Annotated in this window: 19 protein-coding genes; 15 read left to right on the top strand and 4 right to left on the bottom strand. The window is 60.0% G+C overall.

Annotated elements, in window-relative coordinates; all coding sequences use genetic code 11:
- Positions 1–627, top strand: a complete 627-nt coding sequence (locus XB14_RS28510; protein WP_077966977.1) for a conjugal transfer protein TraH — start codon at positions 1–3, stop codon at positions 625–627.
- Here XB14_RS28510 and XB14_RS28505 read toward each other — a convergent pair.
- Positions 583–879 (bottom strand): type II toxin-antitoxin system Phd/YefM family antitoxin, encoded by a 297-nt coding sequence (locus XB14_RS28505; protein WP_077966976.1) that lies wholly within the window; start codon positions 877–879, stop codon positions 583–585. The genes XB14_RS28510 and XB14_RS28505 overlap by 45 nt on opposite strands.
- A gap of 209 nt (positions 880–1,088) precedes the next feature.
- Between XB14_RS28505 and XB14_RS28500 the strand changes: the two genes are divergently transcribed.
- The 7 genes from XB14_RS28500 to XB14_RS28470 all read left to right on the top strand — a co-directional run bounded on the left by XB14_RS28500 (position 1,089) and on the right by XB14_RS28470 (position 7,415).
- Positions 1,089–2,120, top strand: coding sequence for an ABC transporter substrate-binding protein (locus XB14_RS28500; protein WP_234804164.1), 1,032 nt, complete (start codon positions 1,089–1,091; stop codon positions 2,118–2,120).
- Between the two features lie 11 nt (positions 2,121–2,131).
- The gene (locus XB14_RS28495; protein WP_077966974.1) at positions 2,132–3,034 is read left to right on the top strand and encodes an ABC transporter permease; all 903 of its coding nucleotides are present in this window, start codon (positions 2,132–2,134) and stop codon (positions 3,032–3,034) included.
- Positions 3,031–3,834, top strand: a complete 804-nt coding sequence (locus XB14_RS28490) for an ABC transporter permease (protein WP_077966973.1) — start codon at positions 3,031–3,033, stop codon at positions 3,832–3,834. The genes XB14_RS28495 and XB14_RS28490 overlap by 4 nt, the downstream gene beginning before the upstream one ends.
- Positions 3,831–4,913 carry an ABC transporter ATP-binding protein gene (locus XB14_RS28485; protein ID WP_077966972.1) on the top strand — a complete coding sequence of 361 codons (1,083 nt, stop codon included), beginning with the start codon at positions 3,831–3,833 and terminating at the stop codon, positions 4,911–4,913. Before XB14_RS28490 ends, XB14_RS28485 begins: the two co-directional genes overlap by 4 nt.
- A gap of 112 nt (positions 4,914–5,025) precedes the next feature.
- Entirely contained in the window at positions 5,026–5,892 is an 867-nt protein-coding gene (locus XB14_RS28480; RefSeq protein ID WP_077966971.1) for a TauD/TfdA dioxygenase family protein, read from the top strand.
- A 24-nt stretch (positions 5,893–5,916) separates the two neighbouring features.
- Positions 5,917–6,567, top strand: a complete 651-nt coding sequence (locus XB14_RS28475; RefSeq protein ID WP_077966970.1) for an RraA family protein — start codon at positions 5,917–5,919, stop codon at positions 6,565–6,567.
- Positions 6,564–7,415: a carbon-nitrogen hydrolase family protein gene (locus XB14_RS28470; protein ID WP_077966962.1), complete on the top strand. Its 852-nt coding sequence runs from the start codon at positions 6,564–6,566 to the stop codon at positions 7,413–7,415. The genes XB14_RS28475 and XB14_RS28470 overlap by 4 nt, the downstream gene beginning before the upstream one ends.
- Positions 7,416–7,422: 7 nt before the next feature.
- Here the strand turns inward: XB14_RS28470 and XB14_RS28465 are convergent, their stop codons facing one another.
- On the bottom strand, positions 7,423–7,647 hold the full coding sequence (locus XB14_RS28465) for a helix-turn-helix domain-containing protein (protein WP_077966960.1): 225 nt from the start codon (positions 7,645–7,647) through the stop codon (positions 7,423–7,425).
- Between the two features lie 126 nt (positions 7,648–7,773).
- Here XB14_RS28465 and XB14_RS28460 point away from each other — a divergent pair, with 126 nt between their 5' ends.
- The 5 genes from XB14_RS28460 (at position 7,774) to XB14_RS28440 (ending at position 11,536) form a co-directional block, all read left to right on the top strand.
- Positions 7,774–8,169, top strand: coding sequence for a helix-turn-helix domain-containing protein (locus XB14_RS28460; protein ID WP_077966958.1), 396 nt, complete (start codon positions 7,774–7,776; stop codon positions 8,167–8,169).
- 113 nt (positions 8,170–8,282) lie between these two features.
- A complete protein-coding gene (locus tag XB14_RS28455) occupies positions 8,283–8,564 on the top strand; it encodes a type II toxin-antitoxin system RelE/ParE family toxin (protein ID WP_077966956.1) in 282 nt (93 codons plus the stop codon).
- A 24-nt stretch (positions 8,565–8,588) separates the two neighbouring features.
- Positions 8,589–8,900, top strand: a complete 312-nt coding sequence (locus XB14_RS28450) for a HigA family addiction module antitoxin (protein WP_077966954.1) — start codon at positions 8,589–8,591, stop codon at positions 8,898–8,900.
- Positions 8,901–9,117: 217 nt separating this feature from the next.
- On the top strand, positions 9,118–10,161 hold the full coding sequence (locus XB14_RS28445) for an ornithine cyclodeaminase (RefSeq protein WP_234804163.1): 1,044 nt from the start codon (positions 9,118–9,120) through the stop codon (positions 10,159–10,161).
- A gap of 40 nt (positions 10,162–10,201) precedes the next feature.
- Positions 10,202–11,536, top strand: coding sequence for an MmgE/PrpD family protein (locus tag XB14_RS28440; RefSeq protein WP_077966950.1), 1,335 nt, complete (start codon positions 10,202–10,204; stop codon positions 11,534–11,536).
- An 11-nt stretch (positions 11,537–11,547) separates the two neighbouring features.
- On the opposite strand, the gene XB14_RS28435 is transcribed toward XB14_RS28440, so the two are convergent.
- The gene (locus XB14_RS28435) at positions 11,548–12,894 is read right to left on the bottom strand and encodes an amidohydrolase family protein (protein ID WP_077966948.1); all 1,347 of its coding nucleotides are present in this window, start codon (positions 12,892–12,894) and stop codon (positions 11,548–11,550) included.
- A 1-nt stretch (position 12,895) separates the two neighbouring features.
- On the bottom strand, positions 12,896–13,651 hold the full coding sequence (locus tag XB14_RS28430; protein WP_077966946.1) for a winged helix-turn-helix domain-containing protein: 756 nt from the start codon (positions 13,649–13,651) through the stop codon (positions 12,896–12,898).
- A 637-nt stretch (positions 13,652–14,288) separates the two neighbouring features.
- Here XB14_RS28430 and XB14_RS28425 point away from each other — a divergent pair.
- Together XB14_RS28425 and XB14_RS28420 are read left to right on the top strand one after the other, a co-directional pair.
- Positions 14,289–15,020 carry a response regulator transcription factor gene (locus XB14_RS28425; protein ID WP_179119698.1) on the top strand — a complete coding sequence of 244 codons (732 nt, stop codon included), beginning with the start codon at positions 14,289–14,291 and terminating at the stop codon, positions 15,018–15,020.
- A 150-nt stretch (positions 15,021–15,170) separates the two neighbouring features.
- On the top strand, positions 15,171–15,884 hold the full coding sequence (locus tag XB14_RS28420; protein ID WP_077966942.1) for an autoinducer binding domain-containing protein: 714 nt from the start codon (positions 15,171–15,173) through the stop codon (positions 15,882–15,884).
- Positions 15,885–15,886: the final 2 nt, after the last annotated feature.

The following is a 15,886-nucleotide window of genomic DNA, read 5'->3' as shown; positions in this document are numbered from 1 at the left end:
GTGCTTGAGGCGGCGCTTATCGAGAAATGCGCAGATCCGTCCCTGGACTTAAACGTGGTCGAGGAGTTCGTCCGCGCTGTTGGGAACGGCGATCCACTGGCTGTGACGGTCAAGGTCGGCCGAAAGAAGATCCTGGTGGAAAAGGCTGAGACCCCAGAACAAGCGCTCGCAATCGCCCGCCGCTATGTCGGTCAGGCGACCGTGCGGGTTGGAATGACGTCGTACCCCGCGCACATTGGGATAGAGAGTGGCACGGTATTGAGCCCTACCCTCTTCGATGCCTGCGAGAACCTTCGCATGGGGACGGCAATGTTTGCAAAAGTCATGCGGATCGTCGCCGCCTGGTATGGCCGAAACGCCAGCAGCGAAGCGCTACCCTATGTCCTGTCCGACAGCCTCCATGCCTGGGTCTCGGGTGAGTTCGAGGGTAAAGACGTATTCCGGGCGGAGGACCCGGGCGGGCTGGCAGCCGAACAACCCGCTGTTCGGCCGAAGGACAGGCGCAACAGCGCTGAACCCTTTTTGCCATCCGTCGACGAAGCCCAACCGGGCGACATCACGTCGGCCGATATGCGGATCGATCTATCGGGGATCGGGTCGAATGCGCCCATTGTTCCTGTCCGATAGACACGGATCCACTTCGCGAGGCATGATTTGAGCCCGCTGCGGGTCGAAGTCGATTGACGAAAGGCCGGGCATGGCGAGCGCTTCGACGAGGCTCCGGTGCCTGCCGCTCAAGCGTTCGAACTCATCGTAGGAAATGAGGACGTGCGATGGCTTGCCGCGGTTCGTGATGATGACAGGGCCGTTGTTCGCGGCCTTCTTGGCGCTTCTCACGTCGCGATTAAACTCTCGGCTGGAAAGAGTCGTTACGCCCATCTCGCACCTCCCCGTAGATAGTTAGCTTCATATGGCCGGCGAGGACTGTATCTCTACGGGTCGCCCGGCGCGAGATAGTCCCGCTCTCAGCCGAATTGATAGCCCTAGGACATTAATCCTAGGGATCGCCGATTAGACCCACGGACTCCCGGGCGCCACCATTCGTTCTGGTTACAACGAATGGGAGAGACACCGTGGGAGCGAAATGCTTGCTTGCGTCTTTGTGCCTGGCATTTTCGGGCTTTGGCAGCGGAACGGCGGGGGCCGAAACGCTTATCATCAACAGCTATGGAGGACCTTACGAGGACATCATCCGAGAGCGGATCATCGGACCGTTCGAGAAGCGCTTTGGTATCGACGTCGTCTACGATGCCGTGGGATCCGCCCAGCAGGACTATGCCAAGATCAAGGCCACCCAAGGTCGGCCGGGGTTCGATCTGGTCGTCATGACGGCATCGCAGTCGCTGCAAGGATGCAAAGATGGCCTGCTCGAGCAACTGACGCCATCGTCGATCCCGAACCTCAACGCCCTTCAAGGCGAACTTGCAGCGGTCGCCGGCGCCTGCGGCGCTGTGCACGAGGTCCAGTACCTTTCTCTCCTCTACCGGACCGACAAGCTGGCCTCTCAGCCCAGCTCCTGGTCCGCTTTGCTCGAGCCTGAGCTCAACAAGAGGGTCATTCTTCCCACCTTCCAGAACATCATGGCCGTCTATCTGCTTGAGATGATGTCGGTCACGAATGGCGGGGACCTGATCGACAACGTCGACCCGGGCTTCGATGCCATGGCCAAGATATCGGCGCAGTCGGTGGGTTTCGAGCAATCCTCCGCAATTCTTGAAAGCTATCTGCGCGAGGGCTCCGTCTGGGCGATGCCCTTCTGGAACGGGCGTGCGCAGCTGATGGTCGATGAAGGCCTGCCGGTCGACTATATCAGCCCGAAGGAAGGGACCATTCCGCTTGTCGCAACCCTCAACATTCCAGTCGGTGCCGCAAACAAGGATGCCGCCCGGAAGTTCATCGATTTCTTCCTCGAGAAATCGAGCCAGGAGGCGTGGGTGGCGGGTTACCGTGTCGGAAGCGCGCGCGGCGACATCACCGTACCTGATGAGCTGAAGGACCGGCAGCTCACAGCTGGACCGGACGGCGATCGTCTGCACCTGCCCGATCTCCTCCGACTTCAGGAAAAGCTGCCGGAATGGGCGGAGCGCTGGGAACGTGACGTCGTTCCGAACGCCCGCTGAGGAGAGCACTGATGAACAGCCTTGCTCTCGACTTGCACCCGCCGGCGCGACGCCGGCGTACCCTCGCCTGGTTTCCGCTTGCCGCTCTCTCGCCGTCGCTTATGGTGCTCTCGGCCTTCTTTGCACTGCCGATGGGGATGATGATCGGAATGAGTTTTACTCAGACCGAAACGTTCTCACCGACCCTTGAGCACTATCAGCGCTTCTTCACCGACGGCCTTTCGATCGCCGGGTTCTGTCGCACTGCCTTGATGTCCTTGCTGGTTGCGGTCAGCGTAACCGTCCTCGGCTATCCGGTCGCCTATTTCCTGGCGCGGGCAACCACGCGCTGGCGTGCGGTGGTGTTCGCGCTTGCGCTTGCGCCAGAACTCGCCGGCGTTGTTCTTCGAACCTATGGCTGGCTGATCATTCTGGAAGATAGGGGGTTCATCAACGATCTGCTCCTCCATCTCGGCGTCATCAGTTCGCCCCTCCCCTTGTCGAAGAACCTCTTTGCCGTCGTCGTCGGCCTGACGCATGTCGTGCTCCCATTCGGCATCCTTTCCCTGATGACGAGCATTCAGGGCATCGATCCGAATCTGGAGCGGGCGGCACAGATGCTCGGTGCCTCGAGGCTGGCGGTGATCCGCACGATCGTCCTGCCCCTCTCCGTGCCCGGGATCGTCAGCTCGATGTTGATCGCCTTCACAATGGCCGCGAGCGCCTATGCCACCCCGGCACTTCTGGGCGGCGCCGGCTTCAAGGTGCTGGCGACGATGATCTACGAGCAAGTGCTTTTCTACATCGATTGGCCGTTCGCATCCGTCATGGCGATGGCACTGCTCCTCATGATGCTGGGGATCTCGTTCGTCGGCGTCCGCTACGAAAGCCGCCGCAGATCGCGCGCCTCTGTTTCATCGGGAGGTGAAAGATGAACAGGCTTATCTCGATACTCTACTGGATTTCGCTCGGCACGGTCCTCTGCTTCATCACCCTGCCGCTCATCGTCGTCGTCGCAGCCTCCTTGAGCCCGACATCGGCTGTCACGCTTCAGCCCTGGGAGTGGACGGGGCGCTGGTATGCGGATCTCTGGTCCAGCCGCTGGCTCGACCCGTTCCTGGCGAGCGTAAAAATCGCGACGGTCGTCGCAGCGATCAGCGGGGTGCTTGGATTGTTTGCGGCGTATGCGGTCGTCTATGAGCGTATTCCGGGCAGCGACGCCCTGATGTCGTGCCTTCTATCACCGCTTTCGGTGCCGCAGATCGTCAAGGGCGTCGCCATCGTGCTCTTCCTCTCGATGATCGGGCTCCAGGGGTTCCTCGGCACGCCGGCGCTGATTGCTGCGCACGTGGTGCTCGCCCTCCCCTTCGTGACCCGCATGGTGGCGACCTCGCTTGCGAATTTCGACGCCAACCTCGATCGAGCAGCTCAGATTCTTGGAGCCGGCAAGCTTCAACGCATCCGGCTGGTGGTGCTGCCGATGATCAAGCCCGGGGTTCTTTCGGGCGTGACCTTCGCCTTCATCATCTCGTTCAACAACATCCCGCTTTCGGTTTTCCTCGTCCGGCCCGGCGACAGCACCTTGCCGATCACCGTGATCAACTACCTCGAATACAGCCTCGATCCGGTGCTCGCGGCAGTCAACGTCGCCTCGATGGCCTTCATCCTCACGGTCATCTTCCTCTTCGAAAAGATCGGCGGTTTTTCCGCCCAACTCCATGGTGGCAGCAAATGAACGCACTCGACATCGAACTCGTCTCGGTCAGCAAATCCTACGCCAGCATGGCGGTCGTCAAGGATATCGACCTCGCAATTCCTCAAGGCGAGTTCGTCAGCATCCTCGGCCCATCCGGCTGCGGCAAGACGACCACGCTCAACATGATCGCCGGCTTCACCGCCCCTTCCCACGGCGACATTCGTATCAAGGGACGAAGTCAGGTGCGAGTGCCGCCGGAACGCCGCAACATCGGCCTGGTGTTCCAGAACTATGCGCTCTTTCCACACATGACGGTAACGGAGAACGTGGCCTTCGGCCTCAAGATGAAGGGCGTTCGCCGGGACGAAGCCGAAACGACCGTCAAAAGCGCGCTCCGCAGCGTTCACCTCGAAGGAATGGGAGAGCGTTACCCGCGGGAACTATCCGGTGGCCAACAGCAGCGGGTAGCACTTGCCCGGGCGATCGCGCCGAGGCCATCGGTCCTGCTGCTCGATGAGCCGCTTTCCAATCTCGACCTGAAGCTCCGAGAGGCGATGCGGATCGAACTGAAGGAAATCCAGCAGCAACTCGGAATGACCTTCGTCTACGTCACTCACGATCAGGAGGAGGCCATGGCGATGTCCGATCGGGTGGTGGTCATGTGGCAAGGGGCGATTGCGCAAGAGGGGCAGCCCGCCGCCCTCTACCGCGAGCCGAACTCGCGCTTCGTGGCAGATTTCATCGGCAAGTCGAACATCCTTTCGGTGACATCTGCGGCAACGAAAGCGGCCCATCTCGAACTGGCGGTTGGAGATGACTTAATCCTGAAGGCGCACAAGGCCGAACTCGCTGGCGAGATCCGGTACTGCTCGATCCGTCCGGAAAGCATCGCGGTCCTGCCGCCTGCCGCCGGCGGCAGCGGGTGCGCCAACCTTCTCGATGCCACCGTGCGACGGGTCGTCAACCTCGGTGCCGCCTTCGAGATCGATGCCGATCTCGGTTCTGACGTGCGTCTCCATGTGCTTCTTCGAGCGACCCGCGCGAGTGTCCCGCCGAAAGTGGGTGACGCCATTCGTCTCGGCATCGACGACGCCGACATCCAGCCGCTGTGCGCTTGAGGCGGACCGATAGGGTGGAACGATCAATCCGAAGGCATCGCTATTGGAACCACCCGATGCCTCCCGCCTACCATGACCTTGACCTCAAGAGGTCACTTCAAAGGAGATGAAAATGCTTGATAAACAGAGGCTTCGTGCCGTTCAGCATGAATCGAATGTCTGCGCCGACATCGAAGGTTTCGACTTCGACAACTACACCCAGCAGGATATCGACGAGGTCCGCCGCTATTGGCTCCAGTACGGTGTGCTGCGCTTCAAGAAGACGTCCATGACCGACGCCCAGCAGGTTGCCTTCTCCAGGCATTTCGGGGAGTTCGTCATTCATCCGAAGCAGCTCCAGGAGGGCGGGCATCCGACCCACAAGGAAATTCTGGTCATCAGCAATGTCATGACCGACGGCAAGCCGAGCGGCGCCATGGGCAACAGCGAGGCCACATGGCACACGGACACCTGGTTTTACGAGCGGCCGCCGGCCGGCGCCATCCTGCGGGCGGTCGCCGTGCCGCCGAGCGGCGGCGACACCTACTTCCTCTCGTCGTACCACGCCTATGAGACCTTGCCCGAAGCCTTGAAGAAGGCCGTCGACGGCCGGCAGATCTTCTTCCAGAACGTCTACGACAAGACCGGCAAGCTTCGCCTGGGCAAATCTGCTCCGAAGACCCGCGATTTCCGCGAATGGAGCGGCATGGTTCATCCGCTCGTTCGTCTGCATGGCGAGACCGGGCGCAAGGCGCTTTATCTCGGGGGCACGGCCGAAGGCGCCTGGATCGTCGGCATGCCGCTCGACGAAAGCGAGTCCCTTCTCGCCGAACTTTGGGAGCACACCACCTCGACCAGCGAGGTCTTCGTCCAGCAATGGGATGTCGGCGACATCATGATGTGGGACAACCGTTGCACCATGCACCGCCGCGACGGCTTCGATCCGAACTCCATCCGGATCATGCATCGCACCACCACATCAGGCGAGCGCCCGGTCTGACCGAAAACGACAGGAGGTCAGACTATGCAGCCCTACCGGATCAATGACAGGCACCCTCCTCTTTCCGAGGAACTCATCGCATTGATGGGAAAGACCGAAACGGCCACGATCGGCCATGTCGAACATGTCGGTTTCGTCAGCCACGGGGTGCTGCCGGTGTTTCCGGCAAAGGCGGCCGGTTCGGCCGTGACAGTCGCGGCAGCCGGCCGGGATGGCACCGTGATCTATAGGGCTGTCGACCTCCTGATGCCCGGTGACTTTCTCGTCATCGCGCGGGTTGATGGTGACGATATCGCCTGTGTCGGAGGTGGGGTCGCAACCGCGGTGAAGGCAAGGGGTGCCGTCGGCATCGTCATCGACGGCCCCTGCACGGACGCCGAGGAGATTGCCGCAACGGGTCTGCCTGTCTGGTGCCGAGGCGTCTCCTCAAAGACCACCAACCGGCGGGTCTCCATCGGCGGTTCGATCAACGAACCCATTGCTTGCGGCGGAGCAGCAGTGCTGCCCGGCTATGCGGTTCTTGCCGACCGGGAAGGCGTATTCGTTGCCCCGCGCGACCAAATGCTCACGCTGGCGCACGCTGCGATCGCGCGGCAGCAGAATTCGATCGCCATACGCCGGCACCTTGCGGCCGGCCGTTCCATCTTCGATTTCCAACCGGAAACCACATCATGAAAATTGCGCTCGTCCAGATGAACTCTCAGCCGGATCGTGCCGCCAATCTGCGGCGGGCCGAAGCGCTCATGCGCCAAGCGGTTGCCGGCAGACCGGACCTCATTGTCTTGCCCGAGCATTTCGATTGGACCGGTGGCACGCCGGCCGAGAAGCGATCGGCGGCCGATCATGTGCCAGGAGGCGCGGCCTACAATCTGGTCCAGAGCTTCGCTGCCCGAAATCGGGTCGCGATCCATGCCGGGAGTCTCCTCGAAACGACCGGCACATCCGAGCGCATTTTCAACACCAGCGTCGTGTTCGATGCGCAAGGCTTGGAGATCGGCGCTTACAGAAAGATCCACCTCTTCGATATCGTTGCGCCCGACGGCAAGGTCTACAGCGAGTCCGAGACCGTCCGACCGGGAAACAGCCTGTTGGTCTATGAGATCGGTGGAATGAGGTTGGCCTGCTGCATCTGCTACGATCTGCGCTTCTCCCGGCTATTCGATCGTCTTGCAGAAGAGAATGTCGATGCGTTCATCCTGCCGGCAGCCTTCACGCAACAGACCGGAAAGGACCACTGGGAGGTCCTATGTCGAGCGCGCGCGATCGAGTTTCAGGCCTATGTCGTCGCCTGCGGCCAATGCGGTCACTATGAAACGCCCGCTGGCGAGCGGCGCTACATGCATGGACACTCGATGGTGTGTGATCCCTGGGGGAAGGTCGTGGCCGAGGCAGGCGAGGATGTCGGCGTGTTGGAGGCTGAGCTTGATTGGAATCGAGTTGAGGCCGTGCGCCGCTTGATCCCTATGGCGGCTCACAGGGTAGATGTGCAGAACCTGGGGTTCATTCACCGCAGAGAATCCTGAGAAAGCGTCACCGCTCGTCTTCGCGATCGGGCCTAACAAGCTCCATGTGGCTGACCCCAAGCGCTTGAGCGATCTTGTAAAGCGATTGGACCGTCGGATTGCGTCCGCCTCGTTCAAGACCGCTCACATACTGCTGGCTGATGTCCGCTGACGCGGCGATTTCTTCCTGCGTCAGCCCCTTTTCCCGACGCAGGCGCGCAAAATTCCGGCCAACCAACTTGCGCATATCCATGCGCCACTGATGGCAGGACCGAAACTTTGAGTTTATCAACTATAGTATGTAAATGAACGCTATGCGGAGGCGCGTAGCTGTTTGAGATCAGCAGGTTCACTTCGCTCGAGGGGTGTCTGAAAGCGAATGGGCAGGCGGCCGCAAAGGGTAGAAGAGGTCGACTTGAGGGTCGGGCGAGAGATCGCCAGGCTTCGACGGAAGGCCGGCATGCGACAGCTGGATCTCGCGGTACACCTCAACGTTTCTGTCCAGTTGGTGCGGAAGTACGAATGCGGTCGGATCAGGGTCGGTTCCAGCCGCCTCGCCGCCATAGCCTCCGTCCTTGACGTCCCGATCGCGGCACTTGTCGATCACGACGGATGGAAATACGAAAGTGTGGCAAGTCGGGAGTTGGCGGAGCTTTCTGCTTTTCTTGCGACGAATGAAGGGACCGCCCTGAACATGGCCTTTCAACGTATTAAGTCGGTTCAAGTGCGTCGTTCATTACTCGCTCTCGTCAGAGCGTATAGCCAATCGTTTTGAGGGCGCCGGCGCAAATCCTATTTTTTGAGATCGACAATGTATCATCGGATGATACGTTTGACTTGACCTTTCCGTGTATCGCGGTATGATACAAAGCAGCAGTGAGGCAATCGGTGATTCGGTCATACAAGGATGCCACGACCGGGATCGTTGCGAGTGGCAAAGCTCCCAAAGGGTTCCCGGCAGACATCCTGAAAGTCGCAATCCGCAAGCTTACGATGCTCGATGCTGCCCATGTGTTGGACGATCTTCGCTCTCCACCAGGTAACCGCCTTGAGGCGCTAAAAGGTGATCGCGCCGGACAACACTCGATCCGCATCAATGATCAATGGCGCATCTGTTTCGTCTGGAACGATGGTGGGGTCGATAATGTCGAAATCGTCGACTACCACTAGGAATGGCATGAAGGAAACCGAACGATGAGCAGTATACTCCCCCCGGTCCATCCCGGCGAAATCCTTCGCGAGGAGTACCTCATTCCTTACCACATGAGCGCTGGAGCGCTCGCCAAGAAGCTGAACGTTCCTCGCACCCGCATTGAACGCCTGGCCAATGGACAGACTGCGGTTACCACCGATACAGCCCTCCGCTTAGCCAAATTTTTCCGCACGAGTCCCGAATTCTGGATGAACCTGCAAGCCAGTTATGATCTCAAGATTGACGCTGCGGCATTGGAGAAGGATCTTATGGGAATTCCCGAGATCGATCTTGAATACGCGCTCGCCTCATAGGCGGGCGCCGACGTCACCGAAGGTGACGGTCTTACTTTGCGCCACGCACTCCGTGAACCACGCCGGCCCGCTAGCCTAGGTCCCATTGCCTCCGAGCCTTGCTCGTACCTTGGCCATGACATCACCTGCGGGTCCAACTCTTCTCCAAACTTTAGCCTCGCCAGCACGGCCTTCCCCGTATGCTCAGCTCACTCATCTGTGGGAGGCGAGCATGACTTTGCACAACCCGGTTCTCAGTGTCGTTTCAAGCGAAGAGCTTCGTCGTCTCGATGCGGTCCTCACAGTGTCTGAGACGCATGATGCGGTCGACGACGCGTGGCGTGACATCCGGAGCGGATCCGCGATCGGCGGAAAGGCGGTCCTTTCGCTGTGCGAAGATGATTTTTGGGCCATGCCGGAATTTGAGGCTGAACGTGAGTCTTTCGCCTCCGAGCGGCTCGGGTGGAAGCTCTCGTCGCTCTACAGCGTCAATCCCCGCTTTGGTGGCGTCAAGATCATCGGCGCCAACGCGTTCAATCGCCGGCGCGGCCTGCCTCGGTCGACCTCGACCTACCTTCTCCTCGACAAGATGACATTGAGGCCCCTTGCCATCTTCGACGGAACCGCGCTTTCGGCCGCGCGTACGGGAACCTACGCCTCGCTGGTGCTGGAAACTTTCGTCGAGACGCCGATGAAGATATCGGTCTTTCTCGTCGGCGCCGGGCCAGTCGCGAGAAGTGTCATCGACTGCCTTTCTTTCACGGGTTCAAAGCGTATAGAGCGGATCTTCATCCGAAGCCGTTTTCCAGAAAACGCAACCCGGCTGGCAGATGCGGCAGCGTCGTCCACGCCGATTGCGTTGGTTCCCGTTGAGGACAATGCGGCGCTTGCCGACTGTGCCCTCGTCATCACGGCAACGAATTCGCGTGACCCGGTCTTCGATGATCATGAGCTTGCGAGGGACGCCGCGACCCTTCATCTCGGTGGCGACGAGATCCCTGAGGCCTACTTGAAACGTGCTCTTCGCACGGGCGTTGTCATTTGCGACGACTTGAAGACCGTTTCGCGTCGAAACTCCCAAAGTGTTTCCCTCTATTTTTCACGCAGAGGCCTGAGCCTCGAGACGGCAGGTCCTTTGCTGGGAATAGGTGAATTGTCCGCGCCGGCGGGATGGCAAGATTCGCGTCCCGGACCAGTTTGCGTGACCTGCGTCGGGCTCCCCATGCTCGATCTCTATGTCGCCGAAGCGACCTGGGAGAAGCTCGTGAAGGCGCGCGGTTAGAAATCAGAGGTCTCAACTGAAACCGTAGTCGGAGGTCACTGTGCCCCTGATCACCGAAGTTCTTGCCGAACAGATTTTGGCGACCTCGCAAATTGCGCCGACCTGCGAAGAACGAAACGTGGCGCTGAAATGCGTGCTCGATCTCATGGGCGCCGCGATCGCTGGCCGTGACATGCCGGGGCCGACAGCCGCTAGAGCTTCTACCCGTTCACTCATGGGTGCCGGTTCAAGCTCTATCTGGGCGACGGGGCACACGGCCTCCCTGGCCGGCGCCCTGTTCGCAAACGCATCCGCAGCCTCTGCTCTCGACCTTGACGACGGACATCGGCTGGCCCGCGGGCATCCGGGCGCGGCAGTCATTCCGACGGTTCTGGCATTGCTACCGGAGACCAATGCCGGGGCAAGTGATCTTATCTCGGCGATTTCCGTTGGTTACGACATCGGCGTGCGTATCGCATCGGCACAGATGCCGAAAATGATCGCGACCCGCCAGACCGGGCGGTGGGCGTCGGTCGCCGCGGCGGCTGCAGGAGCGCGACTGTTGCGTCTCCGCGAGGATCATGTCACCCAGGCGCTGGCGATCGCAGCGGTGCTTGCGCCCAATCAGCAGGCAAACGGCAGTTCGGGTTACTCCCGTTTGACGGGCAACGACGTCAAGGAAGGGATTGGATGGAGCGCCGTCCTGGGTGTCATGGCCGTACACCTCGCGCTCGACGGGCATACTGGCCCCGCCGACGTTTTCGATCACCCTGACTACTACGATCGGCAAGCTATTCTGGCCGGCCTCAGCGAAAGGTCCCATCTGGTCGGTACCTATTTCAAGCCTTACGCCTGCTGCCGCTATATCCATGCCGCGCTAGACGCGTTCCTGCTACTTGCCAAAGGAAACGGCATTAGTGCTGAGGATATCACCGGTGTCGATGTGGAGACATTTGGCTGGGCAATGAAGCTCGGCAACAAGCGGCGGCCAGGCACGCTGGTCGACATGCAATACAGCCTGCCCTACTGCATCGCGATCGCCGCAGTCGAAGGGCTTGATGCATTGGCGCCTTTAGGGGGCGATCTCCTTGGGCGCGACGACCTTTCGGCGTTCTCCGACAAGGTGCGCCTCTCGATCAACGACGAGATAGATGCGCTCTTCCCGGGCGAGACACTTGCGCGGGTCACCGTATCGACGCCTTCAGGGGCACTGCGCTCTGAAATCCTGGGGCCGCTTGGCGACCCGAAGAGGCCGATGTCGTTCGAAGCAATCGAAGAGAAGTTCCTCCGCGTGACACGTCGTGTACTTTTGCCCGAGCGCCAGCGCGAGATCGTCGGTGGTGTTCTCGATCTGCCCGATGACCACGGCTCCGGGCTGCTTTTGGCCCTTCGTTAGCATGCCGGTCTTCAAACAATGCGGGCATCCTTAACGACGAGGCGGCCCTTCGCGATGACATGACGCACGCGTGCGAAGTTATGGGCGTCGCAAATGATGATGTCCGCCTGCTTGTTCCGCTCGATCAATCCACGGTCGCCGGCAAGTTCCGGAATAGCCTTGGCGACGTTACCCGCCGCAAGCGCCACGGCCCGCGGTGCCGGCATCTGTTTCTTCGCGATCATGCGTTGGATTGCCGAAAGGATCGTGTCCCAGTCACCGCCGGCATAGTCCGTCGATAAAGTGTCGATCAACCCTTCGGTCGCCAGATGATCAAGATTCTCGGGGCCATTGCGCCACCTGGTCGCGATGCAGTCGAGCGTCGACACGTCGATCGTCACTCCTCTGTCTTTCAGCAGCGTGGCCGTTGTCACCGCTTCTTCGGGCAGGAACATCGGATGGTTCGAATGCCCGGCGATCATCCGGGCCCGGGGATAGGTCTCCGCCAGTTGCACAATCGTTGCAGCGGTCGGTGCGGCATTATGGAAAATAGCAGCCATTCCGACGCGCTCGGATTGGGCGGCGATCTCTGCAAGCCCCCTCATCGCCAGGTGCACTGGCGGCATTACGGTCTCAACGACGATCCTGCGAAGTTGTTCGGCCGTCAGATGGCCATCAAGGGCATGACGGTCAAGAAGGCCTTCGAGCTCATCATCCGATGCGGCCGCTGCGCCATCCAGCCTGCGGCCCAGGACCGCTTCCTTGAACTGCCGGGCGATCTTGGGATGGATGGCAACACCTGTTACCTTTTCAATGGCAAGCGGCAGATATCGATAGTCCTGGGCGCCACCGCCGAGGGTCTGACCGCCGCCGGCTTCTCCAAGCGCCTTGGCGCCGCGTGCAAGCATGTCGTCGATCGTGGCTGCGAGGTGCTGTGCTGAAAGCCCTGCTCCGTCCGAGATACCGGCAGCCGCCAGGCTGCTCGGCGTGTGGGCCGTCGAAACATGGATGTCCAACGCGTGGGGGCCGAGAACTCCGGATCCGATTTCATCAGGGGTGGCGAGGCCGCAGACATTCAGGAGTGTGGTCGTACCGCTCAGCAGATGCCTGTTGCGCTGATAGGAGACGTCTTCCGTCGAAAGCGGCAATGAACCGGATGGCATCGAAGGGCCGACGATGCAGCCATGTGCGTGGGCGTTGACCATGCCCGGAAGGACAACGGACCCGCCGGCATCGATAATCCGGTCGCCCTCGTTCGATGCCTCCTGGTATGGGGTAACATCGACGATCATCGTTCCTCGGATTCGAACGCTCGCCTTTTCTAGAAAGGTGATCCCGTCTCCGGTGATCAAGCTGCCATTGACGATGAGCGTATCCATATCACGCCTCCAGTCGAAAATCGGGGAGTGGGTAAAAGTTCGTGGGGTGATCGAGGCCGGTAGCAAGCGGCGCCAAACCGTAGCCGACACCCCGCACGGTGCGGATCCAGTCGTATCCGGTGGTCGCGATGAGTGCCTTTCGAAGTCTCGCGACATGGACGTTGACCGTTCGAGGGTCGACAAAAATGCCGCTCGGCCAAACCCGTTCGATGAGTTCGCCCCGTGTGTGAACCTTGTCCGTTCCCCGGATCAATGTCTCAAGCAATCGAAACTCGAGAAGGCCAAGATGGAAAGGCTCTCCACGCCAGGAGGCGCGGTGGCTTTGGACGTCGATCTCAAGGCTGCCGAGGTGTAAAGCCGCATGGGTCTTGGTGTCGTTCGTCGAGGTTAGATGGTGCTTGAGTGCGTCCAGGTAGCGCTGCGGTTCGACCGGGCAGACGAACACCTCGTCAGCACCCGCACGGACCAGCGCCGGAAGTGCTACGGCCGCCTTAGCCCGCAACAGTGCGACGATAGCCGCCGATCTCGTCGAGTTATCCTGCTTCAATCCCTGGCAGAAGCCAGCGGCAGCGGCGTCCGGGGCGTCGAGCAGAATCGCCTCAACGGATCGTTCGCCTGTGATCGATGCAAAGTCGTCCAGCCCGAGCGCGAGGTCGGTCGAGTAGCCCGCCGCCGTGAGGATATGGCGATGCGTCAGGTTGAAGCCCGCGTCGCGAGAGCTGACGACGATCAACGGTCCGTTTTCGGCGGTAGGCATCGCTTGCCTCCCGGTCGCGGTGCTTGACGCAATGTCGAATGATTGCACGCAAGGGTTTTGCTCTCAATGGTCTGCGGCTCGAAGTTCTATTAAGAATTGTTGCGGGTGGCTCCGACGGGATTTTCCCGACGGGAAGACTGATCGTCAGGCCATATGAATGCATCACGTGGTCAATTGGAGGCTTGCCTCCGGCAGGTTCATCATCCGGCTATCTTGGAGGAGGAGCGCGATGCCGAACGCGGAACACGGAGCTATTGATAGGCAGAACGATGAACGCATGACGGAGCACCCCAAATGTCGAACGCCAGGAGAACGGTCGGGGTGTCTCATTTGCCCTCGTTTCGTTTCGCGGGCGTGTGGTTCGATGCCATTTGTGCGTCGCGAAGAGCTAGGCAGCGGTGGCTCGCCGGAAGAATTGGAGAGTTATAAGGTTCTCGCGAAAACATTATAACTGGCTAGGGGCAATGCGCGTCGACTTCCGCCACGGGCCTGCGATGCGCATCAATCGAGCCCGTGTTTCAAAAGGGCGATACCGTTAAGGGGCACTTCTGTGCATTGAGCAGGGCCGGTGGGGGCGTTAGCTCCCCAAGAGGTTGCATGGCAATCACTGCCAATGCCGACATCGCAGGGAACTTCGTTGCGCAAAGACAAGCGGATCACCGGCCATTCAAAAGTCGTTCTGGCAGTGATCGAAGATGAAGAAACGCGTCGTCGGTTTGCCTCCCTTCTCATCAGCCACGGCTACGACGTCCACCTCACCAGCGCCACACTGGCCCTTCGGCTTTTGAAAATTCGCAGCATCGACCTCGTTGTCGCTGAGGGAAAGCTGCCATCTGCCGCAACCCTCCAGTTTTGCCGACAGGTTCGCACAGTGAGCGACATTGCGCTCGTTCTTATCGTGGACAGGCACGATGACAGCATCGTTGTAGAAGGACTGAACGCTGGTGCTGATGCCTGTGTCTTGAGGATTGGCGAAGAAGACGCGACGCTTGCGAGGTTGCGCAGCATCCTGCGACGAGCCAACTCCGGCCGGGCTCGTGTCGAGGATACGCGAATATTGTTGTTTGACGGCTGGCGCATAGATCCGGGCAAACGCACACTCCACGACCGCGATGGGCAGACGAGGACACTGACTGCCGGTGAATTCGATATCCTGCTTGCTCTTGCTCGCAACCCAGGAAAGGTCCTGTCGCGAGAGGAATTGTTGGAGGCGACGCGGTTCGGGCTTGCCGGTCCTTCGGAGCGCAGCATTGACGTGCATGTCCGGCGTCTGAGGCAAAAGATAGAGCCTGATCCGGGTGAGCCGACTTATGTGAAGACGGTGCGACTTGGCGGTTATCTGCTGGCATATACCGTGGAAATTGAATGACTTAGTCCCGTTTGCCTCCTTGCGTATTGTTAAGTTTTGTTGCGGCAGCGTTACAATTGATTGCAGTCGATGGAGCCTGCATCTAGACCGTGTGTCGTTGCCGCCTGCGAAAGGCTCGATCCGACCAACACGCGCCGGAGGTGAAATTGCATGAACGAACGACACATTTTTGAGCGAGTGATCGATCTTTGCCAGATCCACTTATCGTCAAACGCGCTCAACGCGTCTCTTGCGCGCTTGGCAGGAGCTGCGGGGTTTGACCACTACGCCTATTTCAGAGCCCATCCGAACGACAATTTTGTGGCTACCAACTATCCGCTCGAATGGCAGCGCCGCTACTTTGCGCGTTCCTATATGACACTCGACCCGGTGGTGACGATGGCCAAGCGCGGAACACAGGTCTTCCGCTGGTCGGTCGATGATGTACGACCAAGGCTTTGCCGGGAATTGCGGGGCTTCTACACGGAGGCTGCCGATTTCGGGTTGAAGACGGGGCTTTCTGTATCGGTATCGGCCGGTTTCGGACGGTTCGCAATCCTCACCTTCACTTCGTCCTCTCTAAGCCGTGCGCACGGTGGCGTTGCGGGCGAAATATCAGGTCTCGGCATCACTGCCGCGGCCTTCCTACACTCAAGGATGAGAAACATGGAACATCTGGAAAACAACGGCTCGCCAGCTCTGAGCGCCCGTGAACTCTTCTGCCTCAAGTGGTCGGCCGAGGGAAAGTCGATGCGTGAGACCGCCGAGATACTTGAGATTACCTACACGTGTGTGCGTCGCAATCTCAAGCGGGCCATGGATAAGCTCGGCGTCTGCAAGCTGCCCCAAGCGACCGCGTCCGCCACCCGTCGCCTGCTCATCTGACG

The organism is Ensifer adhaerens, assembly GCF_002007205.1.
Lineage (GTDB): Bacteria > Pseudomonadota > Alphaproteobacteria > Rhizobiales > Rhizobiaceae > Ensifer > Ensifer adhaerens_D.
This window is presented reverse-complemented; position numbering and strand designations above follow the sequence as displayed.